The sequence below is a fragment of the Funiculus sociatus GB2-C1 genome (assembly GCF_039962115.1).
Taxonomy (GTDB): domain Bacteria; phylum Cyanobacteriota; class Cyanobacteriia; order Cyanobacteriales; family FACHB-T130; genus Funiculus; species Funiculus sociatus.
The window spans coordinates 24490-50082 of the sequence record NZ_JAMPKJ010000045.1 but is presented as its reverse complement, the minus strand read 5'-3'; the positions used below and the strand labels follow the sequence as shown (position 1 = coordinate 50082).

At 46.2% G+C, this 25593-nt stretch carries 26 protein-coding genes and 2 tRNA genes; 13 read left to right on the top strand and 15 right to left on the bottom strand.

All coding sequences use genetic code 11. The annotated features are described in order from the left end of the window. Window positions 1–262, bottom strand: a 262-nt coding sequence (locus NDI42_RS19460) for an IS1 family transposase (protein WP_206755906.1), incomplete at its 3' end; no start/stop codon positions are given. Window positions 263–431: 169 nt separating this feature from the next. Then, window positions 432–653 (bottom strand): hypothetical protein, encoded by a 222-nt coding sequence (locus tag NDI42_RS19455; RefSeq protein ID WP_190452691.1) that lies wholly within the window; start codon window positions 651–653, stop codon window positions 432–434. A 451-nt stretch (window positions 654–1104) separates the two neighbouring features. On the opposite strand from NDI42_RS19455, the gene NDI42_RS19450 reads away from it, so the two are divergent. Further along, window positions 1105–2079: a DUF2382 domain-containing protein gene (locus tag NDI42_RS19450; protein WP_190452689.1), complete on the top strand. Its 975-nt coding sequence runs from the start codon at window positions 1105–1107 to the stop codon at window positions 2077–2079. A 145-nt stretch (window positions 2080–2224) separates the two neighbouring features. On the opposite strand, the gene NDI42_RS19445 is transcribed toward NDI42_RS19450, so the two are convergent. After that, window positions 2225–4861: a DUF3536 domain-containing protein gene (locus NDI42_RS19445; protein ID WP_190452687.1), complete on the bottom strand. Its 2637-nt coding sequence runs from the start codon at window positions 4859–4861 to the stop codon at window positions 2225–2227. 567 nt (window positions 4862–5428) lie between these two features. On the opposite strand from NDI42_RS19445, the gene cax reads away from it, so the two are divergent. After that, window positions 5429–6547 (top strand): calcium/proton exchanger, encoded by a 1119-nt coding sequence (gene cax, locus NDI42_RS19440; RefSeq protein WP_190452685.1) that lies wholly within the window; start codon window positions 5429–5431, stop codon window positions 6545–6547. Window positions 6548–6689: 142 nt separating this feature from the next. Beyond that, a complete protein-coding gene (locus NDI42_RS19435) occupies window positions 6690–6974 on the top strand; it encodes a peptidoglycan-binding domain-containing protein (RefSeq protein ID WP_190452683.1) in 285 nt (94 codons plus the stop codon). 133 nt (window positions 6975–7107) lie between these two features. On the opposite strand, the gene NDI42_RS19430 is transcribed toward NDI42_RS19435, so the two are convergent. Further along, window positions 7108–7926, bottom strand: coding sequence for a tetratricopeptide repeat protein (locus tag NDI42_RS19430; protein ID WP_190452680.1), 819 nt, complete (start codon window positions 7924–7926; stop codon window positions 7108–7110). An 81-nt stretch (window positions 7927–8007) separates the two neighbouring features. Beyond that, window positions 8008–9096 (bottom strand): Holliday junction branch migration DNA helicase RuvB, encoded by a 1089-nt coding sequence (gene ruvB, locus NDI42_RS19425; protein ID WP_190452678.1) that lies wholly within the window; start codon window positions 9094–9096, stop codon window positions 8008–8010. A gap of 99 nt (window positions 9097–9195) precedes the next feature. On the opposite strand from ruvB, the gene hisF reads away from it, so the two are divergent. The 3 genes from hisF to NDI42_RS19410 all read left to right on the top strand — a co-directional run bounded on the left by hisF (window position 9196) and on the right by NDI42_RS19410 (window position 10417). Further along, complete coding sequence (hisF, locus tag NDI42_RS19420) at window positions 9196–9963, top strand: imidazole glycerol phosphate synthase subunit HisF (RefSeq protein WP_190452676.1); 768 nt, start codon at window positions 9196–9198, stop codon at window positions 9961–9963. Between the two features lie 105 nt (window positions 9964–10068). Next, on the top strand, window positions 10069–10281 hold the full coding sequence (locus NDI42_RS19415; RefSeq protein ID WP_190425742.1) for a hypothetical protein: 213 nt from the start codon (window positions 10069–10071) through the stop codon (window positions 10279–10281). A 63-nt stretch (window positions 10282–10344) separates the two neighbouring features. After that, window positions 10345–10417 (top strand) — tRNA-Ala (locus tag NDI42_RS19410). Between the two features lie 435 nt (window positions 10418–10852). Here NDI42_RS19410 and NDI42_RS19405 read toward each other — a convergent pair. From NDI42_RS19405 to NDI42_RS19375, 7 genes are all read right to left on the bottom strand, one after another. Next, entirely contained in the window at window positions 10853–11581 is a 729-nt protein-coding gene (locus tag NDI42_RS19405; RefSeq protein WP_190452675.1) for an ABC transporter ATP-binding protein, read from the bottom strand. Between the two features lie 74 nt (window positions 11582–11655). Next, window positions 11656–11880 carry a ferredoxin family protein gene (locus tag NDI42_RS19400; protein ID WP_190425747.1) on the bottom strand — a complete coding sequence of 75 codons (225 nt, stop codon included), beginning with the start codon at window positions 11878–11880 and terminating at the stop codon, window positions 11656–11658. Between the two features lie 173 nt (window positions 11881–12053). Beyond that, on the bottom strand, window positions 12054–13262 hold the full coding sequence (locus NDI42_RS19395) for an ATP phosphoribosyltransferase regulatory subunit (protein ID WP_190452673.1): 1209 nt from the start codon (window positions 13260–13262) through the stop codon (window positions 12054–12056). Between the two features lie 135 nt (window positions 13263–13397). Beyond that, window positions 13398–14396 (bottom strand): J domain-containing protein, encoded by a 999-nt coding sequence (locus NDI42_RS19390; protein WP_190452671.1) that lies wholly within the window; start codon window positions 14394–14396, stop codon window positions 13398–13400. Between the two features lie 75 nt (window positions 14397–14471). Next, window positions 14472–15320 carry an inositol monophosphatase family protein gene (locus tag NDI42_RS19385; RefSeq protein ID WP_190452663.1) on the bottom strand — a complete coding sequence of 283 codons (849 nt, stop codon included), beginning with the start codon at window positions 15318–15320 and terminating at the stop codon, window positions 14472–14474. 76 nt (window positions 15321–15396) lie between these two features. Next, a complete protein-coding gene (locus NDI42_RS19380) occupies window positions 15397–15870 on the bottom strand; it encodes a thermonuclease family protein (RefSeq protein ID WP_242017545.1) in 474 nt (157 codons plus the stop codon). 64 nt (window positions 15871–15934) lie between these two features. Further along, window positions 15935–16303 carry a 2Fe-2S iron-sulfur cluster-binding protein gene (locus NDI42_RS19375; protein ID WP_190452660.1) on the bottom strand — a complete coding sequence of 123 codons (369 nt, stop codon included), beginning with the start codon at window positions 16301–16303 and terminating at the stop codon, window positions 15935–15937. Window positions 16304–16367: 64 nt separating this feature from the next. Between NDI42_RS19375 and NDI42_RS19370 the strand changes: the two genes are divergently transcribed. The 3 genes from NDI42_RS19370 to NDI42_RS19360 all read left to right on the top strand — a co-directional run bounded on the left by NDI42_RS19370 (window position 16368) and on the right by NDI42_RS19360 (window position 17345). Beyond that, window positions 16368–16452: transfer RNA gene (locus NDI42_RS19370), tRNA-Ser, on the top strand. Window positions 16453–16665: 213 nt separating this feature from the next. Next, window positions 16666–16983, top strand: a complete 318-nt coding sequence (locus NDI42_RS19365; protein ID WP_190452658.1) for a hypothetical protein — start codon at window positions 16666–16668, stop codon at window positions 16981–16983. Next, complete coding sequence (locus NDI42_RS19360) at window positions 16980–17345, top strand: aspartyl protease (protein WP_190452656.1); 366 nt, start codon at window positions 16980–16982, stop codon at window positions 17343–17345. Before NDI42_RS19365 ends, NDI42_RS19360 begins: the two co-directional genes overlap by 4 nt. A 230-nt stretch (window positions 17346–17575) precedes the next feature. Here NDI42_RS19360 and NDI42_RS19355 read toward each other — a convergent pair whose 3' ends face one another. Next, on the bottom strand, window positions 17576–18511 hold the full coding sequence (locus tag NDI42_RS19355; RefSeq protein WP_190452655.1) for a hypothetical protein: 936 nt from the start codon (window positions 18509–18511) through the stop codon (window positions 17576–17578). Between the two features lie 417 nt (window positions 18512–18928). Between NDI42_RS19355 and NDI42_RS19350 the strand changes: the two genes are divergently transcribed. Beyond that, the gene (locus NDI42_RS19350; RefSeq protein ID WP_190452653.1) at window positions 18929–19414 is read left to right on the top strand and encodes a helix-turn-helix transcriptional regulator; all 486 of its coding nucleotides are present in this window, start codon (window positions 18929–18931) and stop codon (window positions 19412–19414) included. Window positions 19415–19589: 175 nt separating this feature from the next. On the opposite strand, the gene NDI42_RS19345 is transcribed toward NDI42_RS19350, so the two are convergent. Then, window positions 19590–21353 carry an EamA family transporter gene (locus NDI42_RS19345; RefSeq protein ID WP_190452651.1) on the bottom strand — a complete coding sequence of 588 codons (1764 nt, stop codon included), beginning with the start codon at window positions 21351–21353 and terminating at the stop codon, window positions 19590–19592. Between the two features lie 225 nt (window positions 21354–21578). Further along, window positions 21579–22835 (bottom strand): inorganic phosphate transporter, encoded by a 1257-nt coding sequence (locus tag NDI42_RS19340; RefSeq protein ID WP_190452649.1) that lies wholly within the window; start codon window positions 22833–22835, stop codon window positions 21579–21581. Window positions 22836–23078: 243 nt separating this feature from the next. On the opposite strand from NDI42_RS19340, the gene NDI42_RS19335 reads away from it, so the two are divergent. From NDI42_RS19335 to NDI42_RS19325, 3 genes are read left to right on the top strand one after another with little or no spacing between them, the layout of a single operon-like run. After that, window positions 23079–24452, top strand: a complete 1374-nt coding sequence (locus NDI42_RS19335) for a hypothetical protein (protein ID WP_190452648.1) — start codon at window positions 23079–23081, stop codon at window positions 24450–24452. Window positions 24453–24464: 12 nt separating this feature from the next. Continuing rightward, a complete protein-coding gene (locus tag NDI42_RS19330) occupies window positions 24465–24869 on the top strand; it encodes a hypothetical protein (RefSeq protein ID WP_190452646.1) in 405 nt (134 codons plus the stop codon). A 54-nt stretch (window positions 24870–24923) separates the two neighbouring features. Then, window positions 24924–25565, top strand: coding sequence for a hypothetical protein (locus NDI42_RS19325; RefSeq protein ID WP_190452644.1), 642 nt, complete (start codon window positions 24924–24926; stop codon window positions 25563–25565). Window positions 25566–25593 lie beyond the last annotated feature (28 nt).

Genomic DNA, 25593 nt, shown 5'->3' with positions numbered 1-25593 from the left:
CATATTTAGTATTAACGTAATCTTGAAGCCATTTTTTAGAAACGCTAGTCACCCTCGCAATTCCTGCTAAAGGAATTTTTTCCAGTAACATTTTGTCAATGTAATCTAACGTAGGTTTATCAATGATCTTGTTGTTAGGGCTTTCAATAAATTGCCTACCACAATTTTGACATTTATATTTAGGTTTTTTATTGTGAATTCTACCATTTTTAACAATATGGTTAGAACCACAACGAGGGCAGTCAGGTCTAGAAGTAAGCATAATTACTGAAAATTTTGATATTTTTAAAAAATTATAGCATTTAATATGAGATGAGCTTTAAAAATCGATTTCAATTAAGGATTATGCTAGTTGTCAAAATCACCGCTTGCCGAGGCAAATAAATAACCACTGCAAAGTGTAAAAACGAAAGTATTTTTAGTTTATATATTTACCCTTTCACTACATATTTACCACCACCGTTTTTTTCAGCTAGCGCTTTAATAAAGGGACTCGCCCAGTGATCTTGAATATCAGGAAAGCTAGTTGCTGATTCTGGAGCCGCAATTACCTTTTGTGAATCCGAAGTTACCAAGGGGAGAATTGTACCCACGGCTACTCCTAAAGTGAGCAAAGCTATACTTGCTGATGACCAACGAGAGAAGTTAGACATTTACAGATACCTCCAAATATTTTTTTTATATAATTATGTCTACCTGTCGGATGATTTTAATTCCCCCCCTGGCGATGGAGAAATATATATCTATAGGCAGATTAGAAGATTGGAGATAATTAGAAATTGCTCATTTTTTTAGTTTTTTAAGAGCCGGGCTAATTTCAATTTTCTTATCTCTATCGGGTGGTTGGCTAAAAAACTATCTTAAGGGAGATGATAGAGTAAAATTTGTTATTAGTTAAGATGGTTATGTATTGAATGTATTGGAATTTAATATAACGTTAATACTAAATAACAGCTTGGCAGGGAAGAGAAGGGCTTAAACTTTCGACATCCGCTGTAAGTACAATATATAAAAATTAATTAAGTCAGTCCCTAGCCAGATGGAGCGATCGCAAATACTTTTAAGCTAGATAGTAAGTGAATAAAAGAAGGAGAAAAATAAAATATGGTTCTTTACAAGCTCGAAGACTTTGATACAAACTATCAGGACACTTTTGGCGGCGATGACATCAAAGGATTTGATGTTTATTCATCCATAGATGATGACAAGATTGGCAGTGTCAAAAACATCATGGTGGATGAAGAAGGGAATTTTCGATATCTGGTTGTAGATACAGGCTTCTGGGTTTTTGGCAAGAAAGTATTGCTACCAGTTGGCCGTTCTCGCATCGACTATGATGATCGCCGTGTCTATGCTGTAGGACTGACGAAAGAGCAAGCAGAGGCTTTACCTGAGTTCGGCGATGACCTGAAGGTTGATTACGATTATGAAGAGCAGGTGAGAGGAGTTTATCGCGGATCATCTGTAGAGCCAAATGTGGAAACAACGGCACCGATAAACACAACAACTCCTTTGGATGCTTCGGCTGCAATGGGCGCACCACCGATAGCTCCTATGCCCTATGCGGCTCCGATGACAGGGAATATCCCTGCTACGCCTACCACTGCTGCTTACGATCGCGATAGCTACAACTATCAGCAAGATGCACATTTGTACAATATGAATGAGCAGGATCATCAAACTCTCAAACTGTACGAAGAGCGGCTGGTTGCAAATAAAAAGCGCGTTAAGACCGCAGAAGTGGCGGTTGGTAAGCACGTTGAAACCGAAACTGCAAGAGTTTCCGTACCCATTGAGAAAGAGCGAGTAGTTGTTGAGCGCGTAACTCCAGCAGACGCTGGAAGGGCAGTTGCTCCTGGCGAGGCTACTTTCCGTCAAGGCGAAGTCGCACACATGGAAATTTACGAGGAGACTCCTGACATTCACAAGGAAGCCTTTGTGCGTGAGGAAGTCAGAATCCACAAAGAAGTCGAACACGACACTGTTACCGCTCAAGAACAGCTGCGTCGTGAAGAGTTAGATGTAGATTCCGGAAGTCTTCCGGTAGATGATACAAACGTCAGACGCGATCGCATCTAATCGTGTTTAGTTAGTTCTGGGGTGGTGAACACCTCTGACCAACCCCTCTCCTAAAAGGAGAGGGGCTTTTAATTATCCACAAAATCACTAATTAAAAGGTAGAGACGTTAAATTTAACGTCTCTACCTTTTACATGAAAACCTTTTTACAACCAGGCGCTAACATCAACAGCTAACTTTTGACCCAAGCGTAGCAACTGATGTAGGTGCGACGAATTTGAGTTAGTTTCTGATGACAACTGAGGCACAATTTGATTGTGCAGACAGTGGAAGTATAGCTCCTGCGCCCGGAACATAGATAAGCCCAAGTTGAGTTGATTGGCAACTTCAATCGTGCGCTCTAAACGTTGGACATCTGCCGACAGAGTGGCTGGGTTAGAGCCGTGCAAGAGGTGCCAGAGCGATCGCAATATCAACTGCTCTAGAGTTGGCTTTGCATCTGGTATATTCAGACGGCAGCGCAGATGATTGGCTTCGGTAGCGATCGCTTCTAGTTCTGCCAGGTAACTCAAACTTTGTTGGGGATCGCCGTTTTCTTGCTCCAAGGCCTGGAGTGCGATCGCGGCGCGGTTAGAAATCGCCACTTCTGCCGCTACCTGCAACTCTTGTGGTACAGGCAAGTCGTCGCGATGGAACGCCATCAGAACACCATAATTATCCCGGTAAACCTGTGTATATAACTGATCCAGCCGAGTCAGAGTGTTGTGACTTAACAGCCGCATAATCCGGTGACGCTCCTCTGGAAACAACTTCTGTAAGTTGAACGAGTGACCGTTAAACAGTTGACTCATCGCCAGGATAGCGTGAGCTGCACTAGCTTCTTGCAGCGATGCAAACAGCTTCTCTTTGAGATGGCTGTAAGTACGACGACCTGCAAATGGTTGAATGCAGCAGTGGAAATCCCAACCCCCCAGATGGAGAACTGCAAAGACTAAATGAGTGCTTTCCCAGGTAATCTCTGAAACCAGCCGCAGCTGCCCCACAGCCAGAGTCAGCGATCCCATGCGTTGCAATTGGTAATCTAACTGATGGGCATCGTAGCAGTAAATCCGCTGTTGTGCGGGATAAGTCGTAAACAGAGAACTGATGGCATAGTGTGCCGCCACTTGCTCCATAGTAATCTGGGCAGTTACGACTAGCTGGCGGTAGACTTCAGCACCGTGCTTGAACAATTCAACATTACTAGCAGCTTGGGAGAGGCGCTTGATAAATGGTTTTTCAAGCTGGATACCTGAGACATCTCCCGCTAGTTCCAACGCACGCGAAGCGTAGCGGAGAATCTGCGTTCCTTCGGGTCGAGAAAGTTCTTCAAAAAACCAACCGCAACTGGTGTACATTAACAGGCTGTGGCGCTGCATTTCCAACAGGCGCAGGGCATCTACCTGTTCAGCGGCGGTAAGTTTGCGCGAACGGTGGCGGGTGAGGAATTTTTCGACATTGGCAGGTGAGCGATCGCGTATTACCTGGATATATTCATCCCGCGCTTGCCAGGGATCGCGGAAAACCTGCTTTCCATGCTCCTCATAAACTTTAGCCAGCTGATCCCGCAACCAATCGAGAGCAGTCCGCAGGGGACGACGCCATTTTTGGTGCCAAACACCCCCTTCGCCGCCGCAACCGCAGTCATCCTGCCAGCGATTTACCCCGTGAGCACAGCTCCAAGCCGTCACAGGCTTAAGTTCCACCTCCCATTTAGGAGTATTCAAGCTTAGGTAATGGGCATAGTTGGTGACAGTCCAGCCGCGCCGGGGAAGTTCGTGGGTAAAGGCAAAAGCTAAGGTTTTCTCCGTACCGCCTTTGTGGTGTCCAAAGGTTTCGCCATCTGTAGCTACAGAAATTAATTGCGACTGGCGATGGTCGCCGCGCACCGCTGAACCGATGCGCCCAGCAAACGTACCCGCCCAACCCAGTACATCGTTAAATCCCATATCCCGCGATATCGGGCCATCGTAGAAAAAGATATCGATGTAGGGGAGAGATTGGGGATCAGTGGTTGGGGAGGGAAGACGATCCCCCAGTTCCCAGTCGCCTATTGCCAGTCCCCTATTCCCGTTTAGGTAACAGCGGTAAGGACGGGTGGGATCGATTTGAGAGCCGCCGACTTCCAGCCATTGAGTTACTGGTTGCTCGTCGGTGGGGATCAAGCGACAACGTTCAGCTTGCGAAGGTGCTAAAACAATAAACTTAATGCCCTCGGCGACTAATGCTTCTAGGGTTGCATAGTCTACAGCAGTTTCCGCTAACCACATTCCTTCGGGATCGCGCCCGAAGCGAGAGCGGAAATCTTCTTTACCCCAGCGGATTTGAGTCTGTTTGTCTCGCTCGTTGGCGAGGGGCATGATGATGTGATTGTAGACTTGCGCGATCGCATTCCCGTGACCGTTGAGGCGATCGCAACTTTTGCGATCCGCTTCCACAATCCGCTGATAAACTTCCACATCGTAGCGTTCCAGCCACGACATCAGTGTTGGGCCAATATTAAAGCTTAAATACTCATAGTTATTCACGATCTCCACGAGTTCGCCGCGGTCATTCAAGACTCTGGCAAAGGCATTCGGGCGATAGCATTCGTGGTGAATCCGTTCGTTCCAGTCGTGGAAAGGAGCCGCACTCGGCTGTCGTTCAATAGCATCTAGATAAGGATTTTCGCGGGGCGGTTGGTAAAAATGACCGTGGACAGTTACATAAACGCCAGTAGCAGTTTTCAGGGGATCAGTAGCTTCTGAGGCGACTGTCTCCTGGGCAGCATACATTGAAGCTGGAATATCAGCAGCAGAAGTCATGGGATCGCATCCAATTTGTAAAAGACTTAAGATTATTGAGCAATTATTGGCTCACTAAGATAGACAACCTTAGCTATTAGGGGCTGGCTTTTTCCGTTTAGCTCCCTTTAGCTGTTATTAGCGACCGGAAAAGAGCGATCGCTCGTACCGATGAGCAACTTGCGTTCCCCTCATGGGAGGATCAGCGAATGAAAACTTGGAAAAGCTTTGGGTGTAACTTGCAACTTACATGATTCAACCGCAACAACGCTATTCCTTGAGCAGTAAATTCATGTAATTGAATATTAAATTGATTTTTCTTAAGGAATCCTGCATCTAAAGTTATATTCCGTTACAGACCCAGCCGCCAAAAACCCAGAACGCTTAACAACCGAGTATCCTAGACACGAGACTTTGATAAAAAGTCGATTTTACCGAACTAAGCAAAGCCTATAATATGGCACCTTGCCAATCATCGGCGGCGAAGTTTCTCCGGCTTCCCTAAAATCGCTCCAAAATCACGCAATGTTGGGGAAAGAATGAATCTTCCCTAAAATCACTCCAAAATCCAAAATCCAAAATCCTTAGATGCTGTCTCTCAACACAATCTTATCCATCCTATTGCTGTTTATTCCCGTCTCCATTGCAGGTCACTTTCTGGAGTGGGGATCGGCGCTAATCTTCATCACAGCCTGCTTAGGCATCATTCCCCTCGCCGCTTGGATGGGGACAGCCACAGAAGAAATTGCTGTAGTGCTTGGCCCCTCATTAGGAGGTTTGTTAAACGCCACTTTTGGCAATGCTACCGAACTGATTATCGCCCTAGTTGCTCTGAATGCGGGGCTGGTGGATGTTGTCAAAGCCAGTATCACAGGCTCCATCATCGGGAACTTGTTGCTAGTTATGGGCTTTTCCATGCTCTTAGGGGGCTTACGCTACAAAGAGCAGGAATTTCAGCCGATTGTGGCGCGGGTGAATGCTTCCTCGATGAATTTGGCAGTAATTGCGCTGCTGCTGCCAACAGCGGTGGACTATACCTCTACTGGGATCGATGAAGCGACCATCCAGCGACTTTCGATCGCCGTCGCTGTAGTGTTAATTGCCGTGTACGGGTTGACGCTGCTATTTTCCATGAAAACCCACGCCTATCTCTACGATGTGGCTTTGGCTGAGCAGGATTTAGTTGAGTTAGCCGAGGCAAATCTAGCCGAAGAATCCCCGGAACACAAAGTTAACCTGCCGTTGTGGGTTGGAGTGCTATTAGGCGCGACGCTGCTAGTGGCTGTAGAGTCAGAATTACTTGTAACCACTCTGGAAGAAGCTACTTCTCAACTAGGATTAACGGCGCTGTTTACAGGGGTGATCTTGGTTCCTATTATTGGCAATGCTGCTGAACACGCGACAGCAGTCACTGTGGCGATGAAAAACAAAATGGATCTTTCCGTATCTGTGGCGCTGGGATCAAGTTTGCAAATTGCCTTGTTTGTGGCTCCGGTCTTGGTTTTGGCAGGTTGGATACTGGATAAACCGATGGATTTGGATTTTAATCCCTTTGAGTTGGTAGCTGTGGCTGTGTCTGTATTGATTGCCAATTCGATTAGTTCCGATGGTCGCTCGAATTGGCTAGAGGGTACGCTGCTATTAGCGGCTTATGTTGTTTTGGGATTTGCCTTCTACTTCCATCCTGTCATCGAGGGGATCGGTTAGGTTTTGTAGAGACGTTTCCGAGGTTTCTACAGATAGGAATCACCCAAAAGGGCGATCGCATTTTCACCAGGATGGGCGGTGGGGAAACGCGATCGCTCTGAGTAGATTGGTAGTGTAGAAAAGTTTCAACGAGCAACAATCCATGCCATCCACACAACAGTCTCAACCCATCAACAATCAAGCAACTACCACTATCGATCTACCCACTCTGCGTCTAGGCCAATCTGGACTGGCTATTAGAATGCTACAGCGGGTTCTAACTTGCAATGGCTACTATGACCAGTTTTTGATAGACGGCATATTTGGCTCTCGCACAGACGCAGCTGTAAAAGCCTTCCAACAAGACCATCGCTTAGTTGCAGATGGAATTGTGGGTGCCAGAACCTGGAACCAATTGAGCAAAATATCTCTCGAACCAGGTTGTTGACAACCAATTGCTCCTCAGACCTGCTAAGATAAATACCGAGCGCGCTAAAATACCATTAAAAGCGATGCTTGGCTATACCGAAGCTCTATACCGAAAGTAGGAAACTCGGTTTCGTAAAAGAAACCGGGTTTCTTTATTGGAGCTTCAGGAACTTCTCCAAAGCTGCTACCATCGCCGGAGACCAGCGGCGAACATTCTTCACCCAGTTCAAATCTTTGTAGCGAGAATCAAGTCCGACAGTCGCCACCCAGTTACTCTCCGCTTCACCTCGCTTTCCCTGTTCCCAGAGAGCAGCTGTGAGAGCAGCACGCATATCCGGAAATTGCGGATACTTGCGGACTATATTCTTCATAGTGCGAATCGCTTCGTCTTTCTGACCTGTTTGATAAAGAGCGATCGCATAATTAGCTCTGGCAAAAGCAAAATTTGGCGCTAAATCGGCGGCTTTTTGATAATCTGCGATCGCTTCTTCCCAGTGTTCCTGTCCTGCTTTAGCATTTCCGCGATTATTGTATGCCATTGCATCGTTGGGATCAATTTCCAAGACTCGATTGTAATCAGCGATCGCATCTTCCCACTGTCCTAACCCTTCCAAAGCAGTACCGCGATTTAGAAACGGGTCTGGTGCATTCGGAGCGATTTCAATAGATTTATTAAAGTCTGCGATCGCATCTTGCAATTTATTCTGACTGATCTTAGAATTTCCCCGATTACTCCAGATAGCCGGATTGTCGGGAAATCGCTCAATTAGTTGTGTCCAATACCCTTCAGCCGTAGCAAAGTCGCCTGCATTCGTAGCGGTAAAAGCTTTAGCCGCCAGCTCATCTCCTTCCTGCAACTGAGCCTCAGTATAAGTGGAAGATTGTTCTTGCGCGATCGCTGTCGGGATCACCCACGCAGAGGAGACAAAAATCAGCAGAACACTCAATAAAGCTAGAATCAGACGCATCATAAATTATTTTCCCTTTTAAATCTCCTTGAAGCGAGGCAGAGCCTCCCCAATCTCTTAAATACCATTGTCCATTGCTAAGGACTACTCATACCCTAAATGCTTGCGAGCATTTGGCGTAGCAACGCGACCGCGAGGCGTTCGGTGCAAATAACCAATTTGCAACAAATATGGCTCATAAACATCTTCAATTGTTTGGGAATCTTCGCCAGTTGCGGCAGCGATCGCTTCCAAACCGACTGGCCCCCCATTAAACTGTTCTATCATTACCCCCAGCATCAAACGATCCGCCCAATCCAAACCCATCGGATCTACACCGAAGACTTCCAAAGCTTCCACCGCAACAGGTTGCGTAATTTCTCCAAGCTTCTTTACCTGAGCAAAATCTCGCACCCGTTTAAGAAGGCGATTGGCAATTCGGGGAGTTCCACGGCTGCGACGAGCAATTTCTTCAGCACCATCAGGCGTAACGGGAGCTTGCAGAAGTTCGGCAGTCCGCTGCACAATTAAGATCAGTTCATCCAACTCATAAAAGCGTAACCGTTGGATTAACCCAAAGCGATCGCGCAACGGCGAAGATAGCGATCCCACCCGCGTTGTTGCTCCCACCAGAGTAAATGGCGGTAGCGGTAAACTGCGAGTTTTAGCAGTTTGACCCTTACCAATCGTAATATCTAACCGGAAGTCCTCCATCGCCGGATAAAGCAATTCCTCTGTCATCCGGCTCAATCGATGGATTTCGTCAATAAATATAATATCTCCCGGCTTCAGACTCATTAGTATCCCCACAATATCGCGGGGACGCTCCAAAGCTGGTGCTGAGGTAATTTTACAACTACTGCCCATCTCGGTCGCCAAAATCAGCGACATCGTTGTTTTCCCCAAACCTGGCGGGCCATACAGCAGTAAGTGATCCATCGTCTCACCTCTACCTTTCGCCGCTTCGATGGCAATCTCTAGAACTGCCTTGAGGTCTTTTTGTCCGATATAATCTGCTAGTCGCCCTGGTCGTAGTCCTTCTTCCTGCTTCTCGGTTTCGTCTAGCATCGCTTCTGGCTGCAAAATCTCTTCTGGCGGTTCTTTCGGAGATTTATAGCTACCAGATGACTCGCGAGAGCGTTTAGGTTGCTTTTCGGGTTCTTGAGACTGTTGTTTAGAAGAAATTATCGCCATGATTAAAAATTTGTTGTAAAAAAACCACTTAAGTAGGAAGACACAAAAGGTTTACATTAGATAGGCTCTCATTATGATTACATTCTGTAGGGGATTGTCATGCTGGCAAAAAGAATACTGCCTTGCTTAGATGTGAAAGCGGGGCGAGTTGTCAAAGGTGTTAATTTTGTCAACCTCCAAGATGCAGGCGATCCGGTGGAACTGGCACAAGCTTATAACGATGCGGGTGCGGATGAGTTGGTGTTTCTGGACATTACGGCTTCTCACGAAGAACGGGACATTATTTTTGATGTCGTATACCGCACCGCTGAGCAAGTGTTTATCCCCCTAACGGTAGGTGGGGGAATTCAATCCTTAGAGACTATTAAACAATTGTTAAGGGCGGGAGCGGATAAAGTCAGCATAAATTCGGCGGCGGTACGAGAGCCAGAATTTATCAACCGGGCAAGCGATCGCTTTGGTAATCAGTGTATTGTTGTAGCAATTGATGCACGGCGGCGGCAAGACCCAGTTAATCCTGGTTGGGATGTTTACGTGCGCGGTGGGCGAGAAAATACTGGAATAGATGCGATCGCTTGGGCCAAGGAAGTCGAGCAACGCGGCGCAGGTGAACTACTTGTCACCAGTATGGATGCTGATGGAACCAAGGCTGGATATGACTTGGACTTGACGCGCACTATTGCCAAGCAAGTGCAGATTCCAGTTATTGCCTCCGGCGGGGCGGGAAATTGCAGCCACATTTATGATGCCGTAACCGAAGGTCAAGCGGAAGCTGCTCTTCTTGCTTCCCTGTTACACTACGGAGAACTCACTGTATCAGAAATTAAAACTTATTTAGCAGAGAATCAAGTACCAGTGCGTATGTAATAGCAGTGCAAACTCTGTCTTCAGGGAGAGGAAGCGATCGATTTGTAGCATCAATCTGTTCATTTGTATATATTAGAATAAATGAAGTGTTACGAAACTTAAAAAATGTTGATAGGTATTTTAATTTTTGATGTTGCGTTAGTGGCATGGTCGCTGCACCTGATGCAGGAAGCCTTCGACCAACAGGAATTTTCTCTCATGCTGGCTGGAACTTTGGTGGCGTTGTCGGCTGCTGCTATGTTAGTCGTATATTTTTTGATGAATAGCTACATGGGGTATATCAACAATATTGCTCAGCACCCCTGCTCATTTTATTAAAAGTCTTTCGGAAACAACTTGACGAGTTACCAAAATTTGAGGCATAATAATAAAGCACCGCACGGGGTTATAGCTCAGTTGGTAGAGCACCTCAATGGCATTGAGGGGGTCAGCGGTTCGAATCCGCTTAGCTCCATAAGTAGAATATAGAAACCAGAATGTCTAAAGGCGGAGTTACGCATTTCTAATCCTAAGTATACAGATTAGAAATGCGTAACTCCGCCTTTAGAAATATGTAGTGATAGACAACCAAGATAAATTTTTTGATTTTGTGGCGACTTATTCAGAATGTGGTTGTAATTCTGTCAACAATGGTCGCATCTATACTAGGAAAAAAGATTTTTAGGACTTTTGTCTGCGAAAAAGGTGACAAGCAATAGATTTGGCTAAACTTAGATAACAAAGTTGTGTATTTGCTAATCTAATTAGTATATATGAGCGCACGGATTCCCATTGTATAAATATACCTTGCAAAGCAAAATTTGTATAGGCTTTAATACAAAAAAAATATCGCCCAAAAATCCGTCAAAGCGAACTATGTTTGTATAGCCCAGAGTGGAATAGACGTAATTTAATGAGCTTTACCCGCACCTAGATAAAGTTCTCCCACCTTTGGGTCATTTAATAATTCTGTACCGGGGCCTGAGAAGCGATCGCGTCCAGTATCCAACACATAACCCCGGTGTGCCATCGCCAGAGCTTTTCGGGCATTCTGCTCTACCAACACAATTGCTTTACCTGTTTGATTGATAAGTTGAATCTGCTCAAAAACATTGTTTACGAGTAGGGGAGACAAAGCGGCGGAAGGCTCATCCAAAAGCAACAAACTGGGATCTAACATCAAAGCCTTTCCCATCGCCAACATCTGCCTTTCTCCTCCAGAGAGAGTTCCCGCACGCTGACGACGACGATTAGCTAGTACGGGAAACATAGAAAATATTTTATCTTTCAGAGGTGGCAAAGGGACATTACGAATAAACGCACCCATCTCTAGATTTTCTTCCACCGTCAGCGAGGAGAAAACATTAGCAATTTGAGGCACATAGCACATCCCCCGCTGAACAATTTGATCCGACCTTAAGCCAGCAATATTCTCGTGATTAAAAGTAATTTTCCCTTTATGGGGAGTTAATAGCCCAAAGATAGTTTTTGCCAGAGTTGATTTTCCAGCACCATTAGGGCCAATTACGGCAACCAATTCACCAGGATAAATCTTAAAATTTATACCTTGCAGGATATCTAAATCTTTGACATATCCAGCGTGGACATTTTCAACTTCTAATAAAGGTTCATTAATCATTGGAAGATTGGCTAAGGTCAGGATGGCTAGTGGCTAATGGCTTTAAAATAATTAGCAATTAGCCATTAGCAATATTACGGTGTTTTTTGCAAATCAGGGCGTTCTTCTGGAACAATTGCTCCTTCTACTGGGCATACCTGTAGGCAAATACCGCAGTCAATGCAAGTGGCAAAATCAATCCAATACCAGTCAGTACCCTTAGTATTCTTACTGGGGCCTTCGTGAATACAGGCGACTGGACAGGCATCGACACAATCAGCAACGCCTTCACAGATATTAGTAACAATAGTATGCGGCACGGTGTTCTCTTTCTTAGGATGGACAGACTGCTGTCTATAGCCTACCAAAGTCCTCTAATCAAAATAGCTTTTTAAAACGCAAAGGTTAGCAAAAGAGAAAACTTTCTACGTTAGCGAAGCGGCGCGACAGTGCTACCTCTGAGCTAACCTTTGCGTACTAGAGCGTTTAAAAGCTACTTTACCGCTTCAATTTCAGCAGCACCCTGAGCTTTTACCCACGCAATGTGACTTATGCGACGGCTACGGGCATATTCTCGCACATCTTCCTTAGTTCGCTCTCCTAATTCCATCTCCACCCGCACCAGATGAGTAGAATCTCTGAGAGTTTGGGCATAGGCGAAAGCTGCCATGTATGCTTTTGGTGTCTCAGGGACGACCAACCAATCATTTGCAGGCGTTTGGCGGGGCATTCCGGGGCGGGAAAGCAAAACTTGGTATAAATCTTCAATATTGAGCGCAAACCCAATACTGGGAAAAGTTTTTCCCTGAGGATGATATAGTCCTAGCAATTCGTCGTAACGCCCGCCTTGTCCCAAAATTCGTGCTGGCGCGTCTGTGTCGCTGGTGATTTCAAACACAATGCCCGTGTAATAATCAAAGGTTTGGATCAAGCTGAGATCCAGAGTTAGGGGAAAGTTTGAGTCAGCAAGCAGTTCAACGAGCGACTTGAGATTATTAACGATATTTCGCTCAGATGCAGCTAAATCAAGGGTTGAAACTCGTTGTAGCACTTCAGCTGGGTGTCCGCGCAGTTCAAAGAGAAATAAAGCTCTTTGGCGCAATTCTGGCGACAGAGGCAGAGTTTCCAGGGTGATGCGGTCGAGATGAGCGATCGCGCGTCTTACTTTATCTTGCAGCTCGGCGGGAAATGGGGAAAGAAGCGATCGCGTCAAACCTGCTTCTCCCAATACCACGCGCCACTGACTCAAACCCAGACAATTCATGCAGTCGCGCAGCAACAGCAGCACTTCTGCATCTGCCAACACGCCCCCAGACCCCAACAGTTCTACTCCCGCCTGGTAAAACTCCTCTCTGCGCCCGTAATTTCCTCCAAGCGATCGCCGAAACACGTTAGCGTTGTAGTAAAGACGTTGCGGATAGGCGACACCAGCCATGCGCGTCACAGATGCACGAGCAATAGAAGCCGTCAACTCTGGGCGCAGTCCCAGAGTTCCCTCCTCAGCATCCTGTATCTGGATTACCGTCGAGCGTTGGATAGCTCCACCTGCCATCAACGTATCCAGCCGTTCCAGAGTTGAGGTAATAATCCGGTGATAGCCCCACCGATGATACACCTGCTGCAACCGATGTTCAATCCAGCGTTTTTGTGCGACATCGAGGGGCAGTAAATCTCTCGCGCCTGATGGGGGTTGATAAACCATTGTTAAATTCGGGAATAGGGACTGGGGACTGGGAACTGGGGACTGGGGACTGGAGACTTTTTACTAGGCGAAGAATATTCAAGGCTTCCCAATCCCTAATCCCTAATCCCCAATTCCCAATTCCTAGTCTCTAATTTACTTTTTCTTACCAAACATACCAAAAAAGCCGCCTGATTTATCCTCTGGCTTGCCTGGAGCTGGTTTACCCGCTGATGGCTTGGGTGGTGTCGTTGCCTTGCTACCCGCAGTTTTTTGCGTCAGCTTCTCTAATGTTTGCTTGACCTCTTGCGCCATCGGGTCTTGGGGGTTTAATTTCAAAGCTTGGGTGATATGCACTTTAGCCATTGTCACCTTCGGCGGATCTTGCTTTAAATAAACCATCCCTAATAAGCTGTGACAGCGGCTATTATTTGGCTCCATTTTTAGAGCTTCCCGCAATTCTATCTCTGCCTTAGCAAACTGGTTTTTACTAATCAAGTCTTCAGCGCGACGGCAAAATGGATCTACTAATGAAGTTCCAGTTGCAGTTCCGGTTGCTTTCCCAGATGCAGCACCAGCATTTCCAGGGGTGGAAGTCGTTGCTGTGTTCGTCGTGGGCGTCGAGTTTACTGCTGCTTTGGCTGGCTGCGTCCCGGCTTTAACACCCTCACCTTTGCTTTCTTTGCGCCTCAGATAGACCATATTGAGTTCGCTGATTTGCGCGATCGCTTCCTTGACTTGACCCAGCGATTCATACTGCTTTTGTGCCAAGTTTTGCAGTGCAGTTTTGTAGCTGTGGTCTAAATCCCCACCAGCAGCAGCTAATTTCTGGGCAATTTCACTTTGGGGTTGGATATTAGCCGATTCTCCAGCCAAGCGCTTACCCATACGCCCTAGCATCACAACATATTCTGCCCGACTGCGCTCAGCAGAAAGTTGTTCATAGGCAGGATTTACCAACTTTGACAACAGTTGGCTTGCATACTGTTTTTCGGCTGCTTTTTCCGCTTTGCAACTATCTGGATGTAAGCTACGAGCAATTTTGAGATATCGTTTGCGGATGTCATTGACCCCCGCATCCACTGGCACCCCTAAAACTGCGTGGTGGTCGATAAAATCTAACTTAAAAAGTCCACGTTCGATGCGAAATGACATAGCCCGCTATCCCACCATCAAAGCCAAATAATTCTTCTAGTTTACTTCCCTTTATTAAACCATGTGTGACTTTGCTTACCGAGTTAGTTGATTTCCCGCACTTTCCCATCCACTTAAGGGAGTAACTTGCGAAAGTTCTTGACTGAGTGAGGAATGAATATAACTATTTGTTGCCAAAATTCGACCAGAACTAATAACTAACGGGCTACCATCGTAGGCGGTCAATTTACCACCAGATTCCTCCACAATTACTATCCCCGCTGCTATATCCCAAGGTTGTAGACCCCTCTCCCAGTAACCATCCACCCGTCCACAAGCAACATGAGCGAGATCGATGGATGCAGAACCGCTACGCCTTACGCCCTGAGTAAGATGAGTCAAGTGACAAAACTCAGCGTAATTATTATCAATAGTCTCCCGTCGGTCATAGGCAAAGCCACTGACAAGCAGGCTCTTGCTTAACTGGTCGGTCTCGGAAACTCGAATAGGGCGACGATTGCAAGTTGATCCTAACCCTTTAGCAGCGCGAAACAACTCATTATGAAACGGATCGTAAATAACACCAACTTGGGGAATTCCGTCAATTAGTAATCCCACGGAAGAAGAGAAAAAAGGATACTGATGAGCATAATTTGTTGTACCATCGAGCGGGTCAATTGCCCAGAGATATTCACTGGTTGTATCTCCCAGTTGACCAGATTCCTCTGCCAAGATTTGATGTTCGGGAAAATGGCGAGTAATCACCGCCAAAATTGCCCTTTCAGCAGCTTTATCCGCTTCTGTCACCAAGTCGCCTGGTCGTCCTTTTTCTTGAACTGCTTCTAAATTGCCCCAGTAGGCTTGCAATACGGCACCACCAGCTAGCGCCGCCTCAGTAGCAATATCTAAGAAAATTTGCAATTGGTCAGGGGTATGGTTGCTCATTTGTTTGGTTTTTTGGCTAATGGCTAATGGGTAATAGCTAATGGCCAATGGCTGTTGAACAATTAGCCATTAGCCATTACCGATTTTGCCGACGAAACTCAGTTGGGGTCAAGCGCATGGGTTTTTCCGGGTTCCAAATGCCTTTTCCCATAAGTCGGGCGAATTCTTGGGCATTGGTTAGCCTTTGCTCGTACTTGTTGTTAATACTTCGCGGTACATACACATACCCTTCTACCACCAGCTGCTCATTCACCAACATCCCATCTTTCCATACATAAGCCAAGGTGCGCTCAAACTGATCTTTGGTTGATCCCTCCGACTCTAACAAAACGATTTGCCCACCAATCAGCTGCTTCAGCTTTTCTCGCGCCGCCGTCCCCCAAGGCTGCTGTTTCATATCCGGTGCCTCAATTCCCAGCAACCGCACCCTCTCAATCAACGCTGATGGCTTGCTGGTGTCCACTACCTCCAGGGTTTGCCCGCTGATAACCCGCTCCACCTTAACTGCTACTCCTGTCGGGGTTTCTTTCGCTTGACAACCCGCTAACATAAGGCAAGCAAGCAAAGGTAAAAGGCAAAAGAAAAGTTTTTTTTCTTTTAGCTTTTGCGTGATTCTATTCTTCATCCAGAGGTAAGCCGACGCGGACTTTGCCCTTGGCAAAATAGCGCCCAAACTGGAGTTCGTAGACTTCATCCTCATCCTGCGTTTCCACCTCCAGATCGGATCTAGGATAACTTACACACAAAAGAGCATAACCCTTGTCGCGCAGTTCCGGAGAAAGCCCCATAGCCTCTGGCTGATGGATTTCCCCAGAAAGCACGCGCACGGCGCAGGTAGTACAAGCTCCATTGCGACAAGAAAAAGGTAAATCCACGCCCTGCTGCTCCGCGAAGCTCAGAATATAACGGTCTTCCGGCACTTGCAGCTCGTGATAAGTACCCTTTTGGCGATGATGTATCCGAATCGTATGGTAATTTGTCATAAAAATAGTGTATTATTAAAAATCGCAGCTTAAAGCTGCTAAACTCAAAAATAATAAATCCCCTGGAGAGGTGGCCGAGTGGTTGAAGGCGCAGCACTGGAAATGCTGTTTAGGGCAACTTAACGTGGGTTCGAATCCCACCCTCTCCGTTTTACAATCTATCCTATAAAAGGTGTACAAAAACTTTCAGTTTCTGTACACCTCTTTGTATGGAATATTTGATTGTACTTTTAATAATTTTCCTATCTACGTAATAAGCGAGCGCTTGCCCATTTATGTAGAGAAATAATATGCGATCGCTGCCTATTGAATAAATTTATAATAAAAAGTAACCTATTAATATTAAACAAGAAGAGTATCACATGGTCCAACTATCTAATAACCACACTCCGCGTCTTGGCAGGGTATTTCCAGAACGCCAACTATCTCCAGAAAAAAAAGCCAAACGAAAAGCTGAAAATGAAGCTTTTGTGAAGCGTTGTCGCGCGATATTTGACCGCGTTCAACCTGAGCTAATCAAAGAGCATTACGACTGGTTTATTATCATAGAGCCAAACAGTGGGGATTATGTCGTCGATTCAGACAAAACAATTGCAAAACAAAAAGCTCGCGATAAATTTGGTGATACCATCCGCCTGATCATGCGAATCAATGAAACAGGAACTTGTGGCAGAATATGATTTCAGGTGAGTTTCACAGTAAGGGAGAGTTAATCTTTGAAATTGATTTAATTGCAGCTGATGGTGATGTTATTCCAGTTAAGGCTCTTCTGGATACAGGTTTCACTGGCTGGTTAGCAATTGACAATCAAGATGCTGAAAGTCTTGGGTGGTTTATTGAAAGTAACAACGAGTATAGGGATACAGCACGGGGAGAAGCACGGTTTAATCTATATCAGGGAAATGTGCTGATGGATGGAGAGGAGTTCACAACTGAAGTGCTGGGTGGAGATGAACTTCCAGTCATTCTCTTAGGTGTCTATTGGCTCCAGACAAAGCGATTGGTGGTTGATTTTGCGGCGGGAGTGTTGACCTTGGGGTAAGAGCGATCGCTTTTAAATTTGACTAGAGGAGTAATACGCGATCACTGTTAAATCTGACTAGAAGAGAAAGACGCGATCGCGCTGCAATTTGACTAGAGGAGAAGGACGCGATCGCTTCCCAGTCGATAGATTGCAACAGAATTAAAGTTTGGTAGGGTTAGGTTGTGAGCGATCGCATTCTAGTTTTTTTTACAGAGGGTGTAGAGTGCGATCGATCCTCGCACTGAACATCAACACATATTCTGCTTACGCTTCAGCATTGAGCCAGCACCCAATGCACTAAAGGTCAGTAAGCCGAAAACAAAACCAGGTTCAGGTACGGATTTAGATGAAGATTCCAGCTTTTCTCGAAGAAGTGTGCTTTCTAAAAGAACCTCTTCAGGTAAATTTTTAAAAAAGTCTCGGTTAATAGTATCAATTTTGCTATCGTCTGCTTGCTCGTTACTATTAAGGGAACTCATTCTACTAAAAGAACTATAACTGGGTAGCTCAGTTATGATAGCTGTACTGGTAAAGTTCATATTAGATGTAGCTCTAGCATAACCTGCGAGTGCATTAGACTCAGTCCATCCATATCCCCAAGCGCCTAATGAAAAATCATAACCATAGTAGCCGCTTGAACTAACAGAAGAGCTGTCAATGAAACCATAATCTGAATGGCTGCCACTGTATATGTTATTGAATTCGTTTCCTATGTACCTGCCATTATACCCATCGTAAATGTAGGATGCCGAAAAAGCATACGCATTACCAGATGCACTTGTATTAGCTGAGAAACTTCCTTTGAGGCTGATATCTATTTTATACGTTTTGCTAGTTTCGCCTCTAAAAGAGTAACTCCCATATATCCTTTTCCAGCTTCTTGCTCCTGCGTTATTCTCCCCCAAAAACCAAGAAGATTCAGCATTAAAATTTAAGTTACAAGTAGCATAAATTCTTAGAGTTTTTAACCCAAAATCATTTGCATTATAAGATTCAGAACAGTTAATGTTATTGTTGCCGGATGAACTACCTGAAATCGAACTAAGGATGGAAAATCCCTCAGCTATACTTCCTAGACCGACGTTTTGAGCCAGCACACTGTCTGCACTCAAGGGAACAAAAAGAGCGGAGATAGCTAAACCAATAAAAACCGCACCACCCGCAACCTGTGACTGGCTCTGCAATTTTCCGAAACTCCTGGTAGATAACATAGCTATAAATCCACGAAAAAGTTAATTAAATTGAATTGCTTTTGCTTAATCTGTATCAAAGCCCACGCTGAGTGTTGATCGTAAACTTCCTTTTCTCTCAGCGTCTTGCGCCACTGCCCTTGCCTCAAGATTAGCTATCCTATGGGTTCAATAAGCGCCATTTCTGTTATGGTTTTTCTCACATACTTACTAGCGGTGGTATATCAGATACTCCCAGTGGCAATACAACGCAAAATGTGTTTGACGTAGGCTCTCTTGAGTTTTGAGCTGTATATTTACGGCTGTAAAAGCTTGTTAGATTTTATACTAAGCTAATTGCGGTTAGCCATGAACTAACAAGCGTTAGTAATTAAGTTAGAATTACGTTAGGAAATTTTGAGGCTCCTAGCTATGGCATCTACTGACGTGCAATTTGCCTCTGCTGCAAATGACTGGGATTTAGAGACGCTGTATACAGACTTGGCTTCTGCTAAGGGAAAGCGTCTGACACCGGTTGAGAAGCTACACCTGCGGGGATTGCTTTGCGGTTATAGTCCGGCTGAAATAGCTGAGAGGCTGAATAAGAGCGCTAAGGGAGTTGGAGTTGACTTGTGTAATACTTTGTACCAGTATGTGAAAAACCTGGTGAGCAAAGGTGATGAAAAGATAGAAAACTGGAGAAATATTAATGAATGGCTTGAGGAAGCAGGATATAAAACTCAACCATCTATAGAATCTCAAATCAGCGATCGCTTACAAGTAAAATTCATAATAAATAAAGCAAATATAAGTCTTGAGAGAAATAATATAATAGTTGATCTCAACCTGCGAATAGTAGCTCCGTCACCTTTAGAAGAACCAATAATACAAGACGTAGATAATAACGGTAAGGGTTAGCTGCCAATACTTCTGGCTTAAAAATAATTGTAGTTGGGTTTCGTGCCTCAACTCAACCTATGCGAAATTTGTTGTTTTCAGCTTTACCCGAACCGTATTGGTTAACGCGCAACTTCATATCCTCCTAATAAAAAAGGGTGAGCATTGCCCACCCTACTAATTAGAATTTTTGTATTTATTTGGCAGGTTGCTGCGGTTTATTCTGAACCAGTAGCCGTTCAAAACTTAGGGCAAATACTCCTAATGTAACCAGTAATATTCCCGTAATTGATATTGGCTGCAACGCATTCTGAGCGCTGGGAATAATTACAAATGCCAAAACAGCCGTCAGCACTGGGCCGCTAGAAGCCACGATTGAAGCTCTTGCTGCACCCAAGAAGCGCACTCCAAAGTTGTTCAACAGGTAGCCTATGAGAGTCAAGATACCCAATACTACGCCACCGATTATCAAACCAAATCGCCGATCTGGGATAAGCTGGACAGCGAAATTTCCTGGTAACGGCAACATTAAGCTGAGGCTAGACAGGACAAAAATGGTTGAGAACTGAATTAAGCTGACGGGTACGGGATGAAGCTTTTTAAAGCCAAGTTGCATGAAAATCAGGTATAAAGCAAAGGCTATACCTGAAACTGCGGCTGTGCCAACTCCCACCGGGGAAATACCCGGCACTCCAGAACCACCCGCCGGGAAGATTTTAGGAAATGCAGCGAGGATAACACCCACAGAAATAGCAATCATCACTCCCACGCGGAGGAAAGTCGGGCGATCGCCAAAAAACAGCCACGCTAGCGGGACGGTAACAAGAGGATACATAAACAGAATCGTCACCGCAACCCCAGGCCCAATTTGCGAAATGGCGATATAAATTAGCACCTGGGACAAAAACAGGAAGAAGCCACTCCCTACCACCGTCAGCAGTCCTCGACGGTTTGGGTCGAATAAAAACTTCCTGATATCCCTCCAAACGTTGGGATAAAGTCCTGTGGCGAATATTGCCATCAGTGGCAACACTACTATCATGCGGAGCCACAAAATTAACAGCGAGTTCCCCAAATTCAGCTTGATGAATCCTCCCAAGAGGAACGTGCCAAGGATGTTGCTTTCTCTACCGACGACCTGAACAACAACGTTATGAATCGACAACGCCACGGTAGAAATTAATACCAGCAGTAAACCGAGTTGGTTTTGGGAAGTTGGTTTAGGTTGGCGGGAAAGTGGTAATGGGGTAGCCGGAACCTGTAATGCGATAGGATTACTTTCTGGTAAGCGTTGGCGATCGCGTTCAGGTTCGGTTACATTCTCTCGGTCTGATGGCTGGATTAATGGCAGCGCACTTCCTTGTAGTTTGAGTTGGTCGTTCAGACGATTGACAAGAGCCTCTAAGATCGCCTCTCCTTGTTGCTCTAAGCTGTGCATCCGGGAGAGTTGCTGCGAGAAGGAACCTTGATAGCTGCTGATGTCTTGTTGCAGCGTTTTAAAGGTCGTCCTCAGCGTTGTATCCAAGGATGCAAGTATGCGATAAGCACTCTCGTTGTATTCGTTCGGCGAAGGCGACAAATTGTCACCAGCAGAGCCACTCAGAGGTCGATAGGAACTACCGCTTTGCTGAGACAGCCGCTGCATCAATATCTCTTGTAGATGCTCTGCCAGCGCTTGGGTGAGTTGACTGACCAAATATTGTTGCTGTGCGCCTTGTTCCTGGGATGGAGGGTCTTGTAATGAAGATGGCAATTGCTGACGCTGAGTTTGCAAATTGTCAATCTCAGCGATTAAGCGGGATTTTTCAGCTTGTAGCCGCTCAACGTCTTGATTCAACTGGACGATGAGGTTTTGCTGTAAATTTTCAAGTTCCTGAATCATTGCTCTCAGGAGGTTTTCGGCGGCTGTGGAATCCCCTTTGCCATACTTTTCAGGTTGATCGTTGTCCAGTTGCACCATTAGCGTATAACCTCGATGCTGTTGGCTATAAGGAAGCTTGTTTGTAACTTTGTCTGCTTATAGTTTTATTTATTATTCCCATTATTTTGTCAAAATACTCTTAAAAGTATTGTAAATTTCTCTCAAAAGTCGGATTTTGCCTATGGGTTAGGTGCGTTATTTGTTTGCTATTAGTATAGGATGCGAGCAGTTTAGTTCAAAATTCAGCTTTAAGAGACGCAACACTTAAGTCGCTACCAGACGCAACCCTAAAAAGATTACCGCTCCTAGACCAGCACTAATGGGAAGGGTAATCACCCAAGCGAGAGCTATAGATTGCAGGGTTTGGAAGCGGATGGACTTCCAGCTTTGAATCGCGCCAATGCCAACTACAGCGCCAACAAGGGCGTGGGAGGTGGAGACGGGTAAGCCGAAGCGGGAGGCAAGTAAGATGGTGGTGGCGGTGGCGAGTTCGGCGCAGAAGCCGCTACTAGGTTGTAGGGGGATGATTCCTTCGCCAATGGTAGCTATAACTTTTTTACCCCAAACCGCAAGACCTGCAACGATACCAGCGCCGCCGAGTACCAAAATCCATAGGGGAACGCTGAAGCCATTTACGGGAACGGAACCTGTACGATTGATGTAGGCGATCGCAGCTAAGGGAGCGATCGCATTCCCGACATCATTGGAACCGTGAGCAAAGGCGACAAAGCAAGCACTCAGTAGCTGAAACCGAGCCATTTGTTGTTCCAGAGGATTGGGGAATTTAGACTTTTCTTCTTCCCAGCCGCCACTATCTAATTGTCGCCAACTGTACCAGGTGAGGGAAAAGGTAGCGATCGCGCCTATTAAGAGGGGGATATCGTGAGTGGGAAGATTTATCCCGAATCTGTTTGTAAGTAGAGTGTCTATAGGTTTACTTACTGGCGGTAGAACGATTGTGCCAAAGATGCCTAACAGCGTCGCACTCAACCAGGGAATCCACTCGCGCAAGCGAAATAAGGGATCGGGTTGATCGAGTATCCAACGTTTTACCACGCTGTAGAACAAGGCGGCGATCGCGCCACTCACCACAGGCGTTATTACCCAAGCGAAGGAAATTAACCCGATTGATGACCAGTCTATAGCACCAACACCAACCGCTACCCAACTAAAGCCTGCGATCGCGCCTACTACAGCATGAGATGACGCTACTGGCAAGCCTTTACTTGTGGCAAATTGCAACCACAAACCACAGGTTATTAGCACCGAAACCATCCCGATTAGTAAAATCTGGGGTGCATCAGCGAACACTTCCGGCTTTACAACTCCCGTCGCCAGTGTTTCGGATACCGCACGACCGAACAACACCGCACCTGTGAACTCTAAGATACCGGCAATTATCAATGCTTGTCGCAGCGTAACAGCTTTTGACCCTACCGACGTTCCCATCGAGTTAGCAACGTCGTTTGCTCCCAAGTTCCAGGCGACGTAGAAAGCTAGTAGGGCGAGGAAAACTATCATGTCGTAAATACGGATAGCGACATGGCTAGTTTATATCGGTGAAGCATCGCTGAAAAGAGGTAGCGCTTCGAGTTGTGGATAGAAGATCGGAATTTGAAGCGAAGATTTTTACTCAGATCCAGACAAAATTTGCATCCTTATTGCTGCGGATAAACGCGCCAAACTCTGTATAAGTATCTATTCAACTATGTGGGAAGACCGACTTCTCGATCAGAGCGGTGTGAGTTTAGTAGGGCTTAATTTATGCGTTTTCCTAGTGTTGCTGTTTGTACTTTAGCTGCTCTTGTGGCTGGAGGGATGATAGCCCAAGCAAGTGAAAGTCCGAGTTATGAAGGTTCTGGTTCTCACCAGGAAGCCGTGACCAATGAGGGGAGTGTTGTCACCCCGGTGGTCACTCCCAGGAGTATGACAGCGATCGCTATCCCAGAAGTGCAACAAGAGCCAGGATTGGCACCCAGACAGGAATTTCCGCTGCCTTCTGAAAATGCCCCAGAATTAGCTGCAAGGCAACTTCCAGCATTGACAGCCGCCCCCCAAACCGATTTGGCAGAAATCTCTGAAGCTGCGGCGCTTCCCCCCAATAACATCCTCACAGACTCATCAACAGGTTCTGATGTTAACCAGCCTGAATCCGCCAGGACAGCTTCTGATTTAGCTTCCTTCCGAAACGGGGAAACTCTTAACGAAGCGGCTGTAAATGAACGAACGATACCCAGTGGAGGTGTATTTACATCCAAGGCTGAGGCACTCCGTCCAGATGAGGCGATCGCTAACTCGTCAACGGTACAAGCTAGCCAGTTAATGGCAACGGAACCGAAAGCCGGGAATACCTGTGCCTCCCAAAGGAATGAATCTGCAACTTATCAAGTCGCTCAAGGATTGACAACACAGGCTACAGAACGCTGTCCGAGTCCGGAACCTGTTGCGCCGCTAGCCTTGCCAGCACCAATCGAAGAATTTGAATCTTCGCCAGCCCTCAGTATCTATATCCCAGTTGGCTATGGTGCAGATAGAAACACCGCCTTTATCAGTGGCACCTATCAACCCAGCGTGCGAGAAGATAGCGGTTCTGTAGGGGCTGCGGGGATAGGCATCGGCTTAGGCAATGCTGATAAAGCCGTGGGGGTAGAACTATCTTACGCTTTAGCTACAAATGACAGCTTCGGCGAAGGTGGTTTTAATGGCAAGCTGCATCGTCGATTTGGGGGAGATGTCTCAGCAGCATTAGGCTGGAATGGCTTTCTAAATATTGGTCGCAACGACTTTGAACAATCCAAATATGGAGTTGTTACCAAAGTATTCCGAACGCGAGAATCTCTCAATAATGCTTTCAGTCGCGTTGCTGTTACGGTTGGTGTCGGTGATGGACAGTTCCGTTCCAACGGTGCGGTTGATGCCGGTCAAAACAATATCAACGTGTTTGGAAATTTAGCAGTTCGAGTTGTTCGACCTGTTAGTTTGATTGCGGAATGGACAGGGCAGGACTTAGCATTGGGTCTTTCCATCGCTCCCTTCAAAAACTTGCCTTTTGTGATTACTCCAGCCTTGCGCGACATTGCAGGTGCGGGTGATGGCTCTCGGTTTGTATTAGGTGTTGGGACAGCATTGAAGTTTTAAGGAGTACGCCAAATGCACACCATAAAATCTCTGGGTTGGGTTGTTGGTTTATCAATTGTGGCGCTGGGTATTGCTGCGCCTGCTAGAGCCGACCGTAGTTATTCTGACATCACGGGAACTAATATCTGGAACAACACGGCACCCGTTTTTGATACTGATGACAAGTTAGATCCGGAACTAACCGCAAATATTACCCGGCTTAACCAGGAGTCACAAGCAGCCTTTCAAGCCTGCGGAGCTGCTCTGACACAACAAACTCCCACTAGCCGCCGGTTTACGCGACAGCCTCAAACACCACCCGCTGTTCCCCAGGCGTGTCAGCGGTTAGAGCAGTTAAGGGCAGAAGTAGAAAACTTGAGAACTACTTTGCAGCAAAAAGACATTTCCAGAGCCAGTTCCGGTTTGCGGACTTGGTAGAGGTTTGGTTGTCAGTTGCACAGTCATTCTAGTGTGAGCAGGAGCAAGAATACGATGAGGCAGATGAAGCGTAAAAACTTTAGAACCGCCGGGTTCAAGTGGCTACTGGGAGCGATCGCGGTTGGGTTTGTGGGCGTGGCAACACCCGTTCACGCTGAAGATATGTTTGGCAATGAAGCTGTCCAGTTTCCGGTGGATACGACGGTTGAATTTGAATTCAAAGAGTCCCACGGAGCTTATCTATCAACGCTTGGTGTTGTCAATTTAGATACGGGTGAACAGACGGTGCTGTTTCAGGAAGTCAAACCCTATGACGCCTTCGGAAGCGGCCAGCCTCAGTCTTCCTCGCCCGGTCAAAACAATATTGGCACGGCAATCGATTTTCTGGGGACAGTTGATGGGGGCGCTGTACAAAATCGACTCAGCGAATATACTTTTAAGGCGAATACCCGGTATGCTTTCTACCTGGAATCTGTTAGCCCTACAGGTCAAACTCGCCGCAGTGTCAGATCCACCACCAACTTAGCCGCTGCGTTTAATGGCCGTTTGGATGGTGGCACGAACGAAGAAATTACTGGCGTTCGCATCGCTTGGGATGATGCAGGGCTACCCCAACCAGGAAAAGATGAGGATTTCGATGACTTCGTGATTGAGGCGGGAGGGTTCCCACCCGTTCCCTGTCCGCCAATCCGCTAATCGCAACTTCATTATTTTAATCCCCCAG

Excerpts from the sequence above, each read along its gene's own strand:
- hisF (WP_190452676.1), top strand. The coding sequence starts at position 9,196 with ATGCTGGCAAAAAGAATACTGCCTTGCTTAGATGTGAAAGCGGGGCGA.
- NDI42_RS19350 (WP_190452653.1), top strand. The coding sequence starts at position 18,929 with ATGGCATCTACTGACGTGCAATTTGCCTCTGCTGCAAATGACTGGGAT.
- NDI42_RS19365 (WP_190452658.1), top strand. The coding sequence starts at position 16,666 with ATGGTCCAACTATCTAATAACCACACTCCGCGTCTTGGCAGGGTATTT.
- NDI42_RS19435 (WP_190452683.1), top strand. The coding sequence starts at position 6,690 with ATGCCATCCACACAACAGTCTCAACCCATCAACAATCAAGCAACTACC.
- NDI42_RS19375 (WP_190452660.1), bottom strand. The coding sequence starts at position 16,303 with ATGACAAATTACCATACGATTCGGATACATCATCGCCAAAAGGGTACT.
- ruvB (WP_190452678.1), bottom strand. The coding sequence starts at position 9,096 with ATGGCGATAATTTCTTCTAAACAACAGTCTCAAGAACCCGAAAAGCAA.
- NDI42_RS19390 (WP_190452671.1), bottom strand. The coding sequence starts at position 14,396 with ATGTCATTTCGCATCGAACGTGGACTTTTTAAGTTAGATTTTATCGAC.
- NDI42_RS19360 (WP_190452656.1), top strand. The coding sequence starts at position 16,980 with ATGATTTCAGGTGAGTTTCACAGTAAGGGAGAGTTAATCTTTGAAATT.
- NDI42_RS19330 (WP_190452646.1), top strand. The coding sequence starts at position 24,465 with ATGCACACCATAAAATCTCTGGGTTGGGTTGTTGGTTTATCAATTGTG.
- NDI42_RS19450 (WP_190452689.1), top strand. The coding sequence starts at position 1,105 with ATGGTTCTTTACAAGCTCGAAGACTTTGATACAAACTATCAGGACACT.
- NDI42_RS19405 (WP_190452675.1), bottom strand. The coding sequence starts at position 11,581 with ATGATTAATGAACCTTTATTAGAAGTTGAAAATGTCCACGCTGGATAT.
- NDI42_RS19340 (WP_190452649.1), bottom strand. The coding sequence starts at position 22,835 with ATGATAGTTTTCCTCGCCCTACTAGCTTTCTACGTCGCCTGGAACTTG.
- cax (WP_190452685.1), top strand. The coding sequence starts at position 5,429 with ATGCTGTCTCTCAACACAATCTTATCCATCCTATTGCTGTTTATTCCC.
- NDI42_RS19325 (WP_190452644.1), top strand. The coding sequence starts at position 24,924 with ATGAGGCAGATGAAGCGTAAAAACTTTAGAACCGCCGGGTTCAAGTGG.
- NDI42_RS19455 (WP_190452691.1), bottom strand. The coding sequence starts at position 653 with ATGTCTAACTTCTCTCGTTGGTCATCAGCAAGTATAGCTTTGCTCACT.
- NDI42_RS19380 (WP_242017545.1), bottom strand. The coding sequence starts at position 15,870 with ATGTTAGCGGGTTGTCAAGCGAAAGAAACCCCGACAGGAGTAGCAGTT.
- NDI42_RS19385 (WP_190452663.1), bottom strand. The coding sequence starts at position 15,320 with ATGAGCAACCATACCCCTGACCAATTGCAAATTTTCTTAGATATTGCT.
- NDI42_RS19335 (WP_190452648.1), top strand. The coding sequence starts at position 23,079 with ATGCGTTTTCCTAGTGTTGCTGTTTGTACTTTAGCTGCTCTTGTGGCT.
- NDI42_RS19430 (WP_190452680.1), bottom strand. The coding sequence starts at position 7,926 with ATGATGCGTCTGATTCTAGCTTTATTGAGTGTTCTGCTGATTTTTGTC.
- NDI42_RS19345 (WP_190452651.1), bottom strand. The coding sequence starts at position 21,353 with ATGGTGCAACTGGACAACGATCAACCTGAAAAGTATGGCAAAGGGGAT.
- NDI42_RS19445 (WP_190452687.1), bottom strand. The coding sequence starts at position 4,861 with ATGACTTCTGCTGCTGATATTCCAGCTTCAATGTATGCTGCCCAGGAG.
- NDI42_RS19415 (WP_190425742.1), top strand. The coding sequence starts at position 10,069 with ATGTTGATAGGTATTTTAATTTTTGATGTTGCGTTAGTGGCATGGTCG.
- NDI42_RS19395 (WP_190452673.1), bottom strand. The coding sequence starts at position 13,262 with ATGGTTTATCAACCCCCATCAGGCGCGAGAGATTTACTGCCCCTCGAT.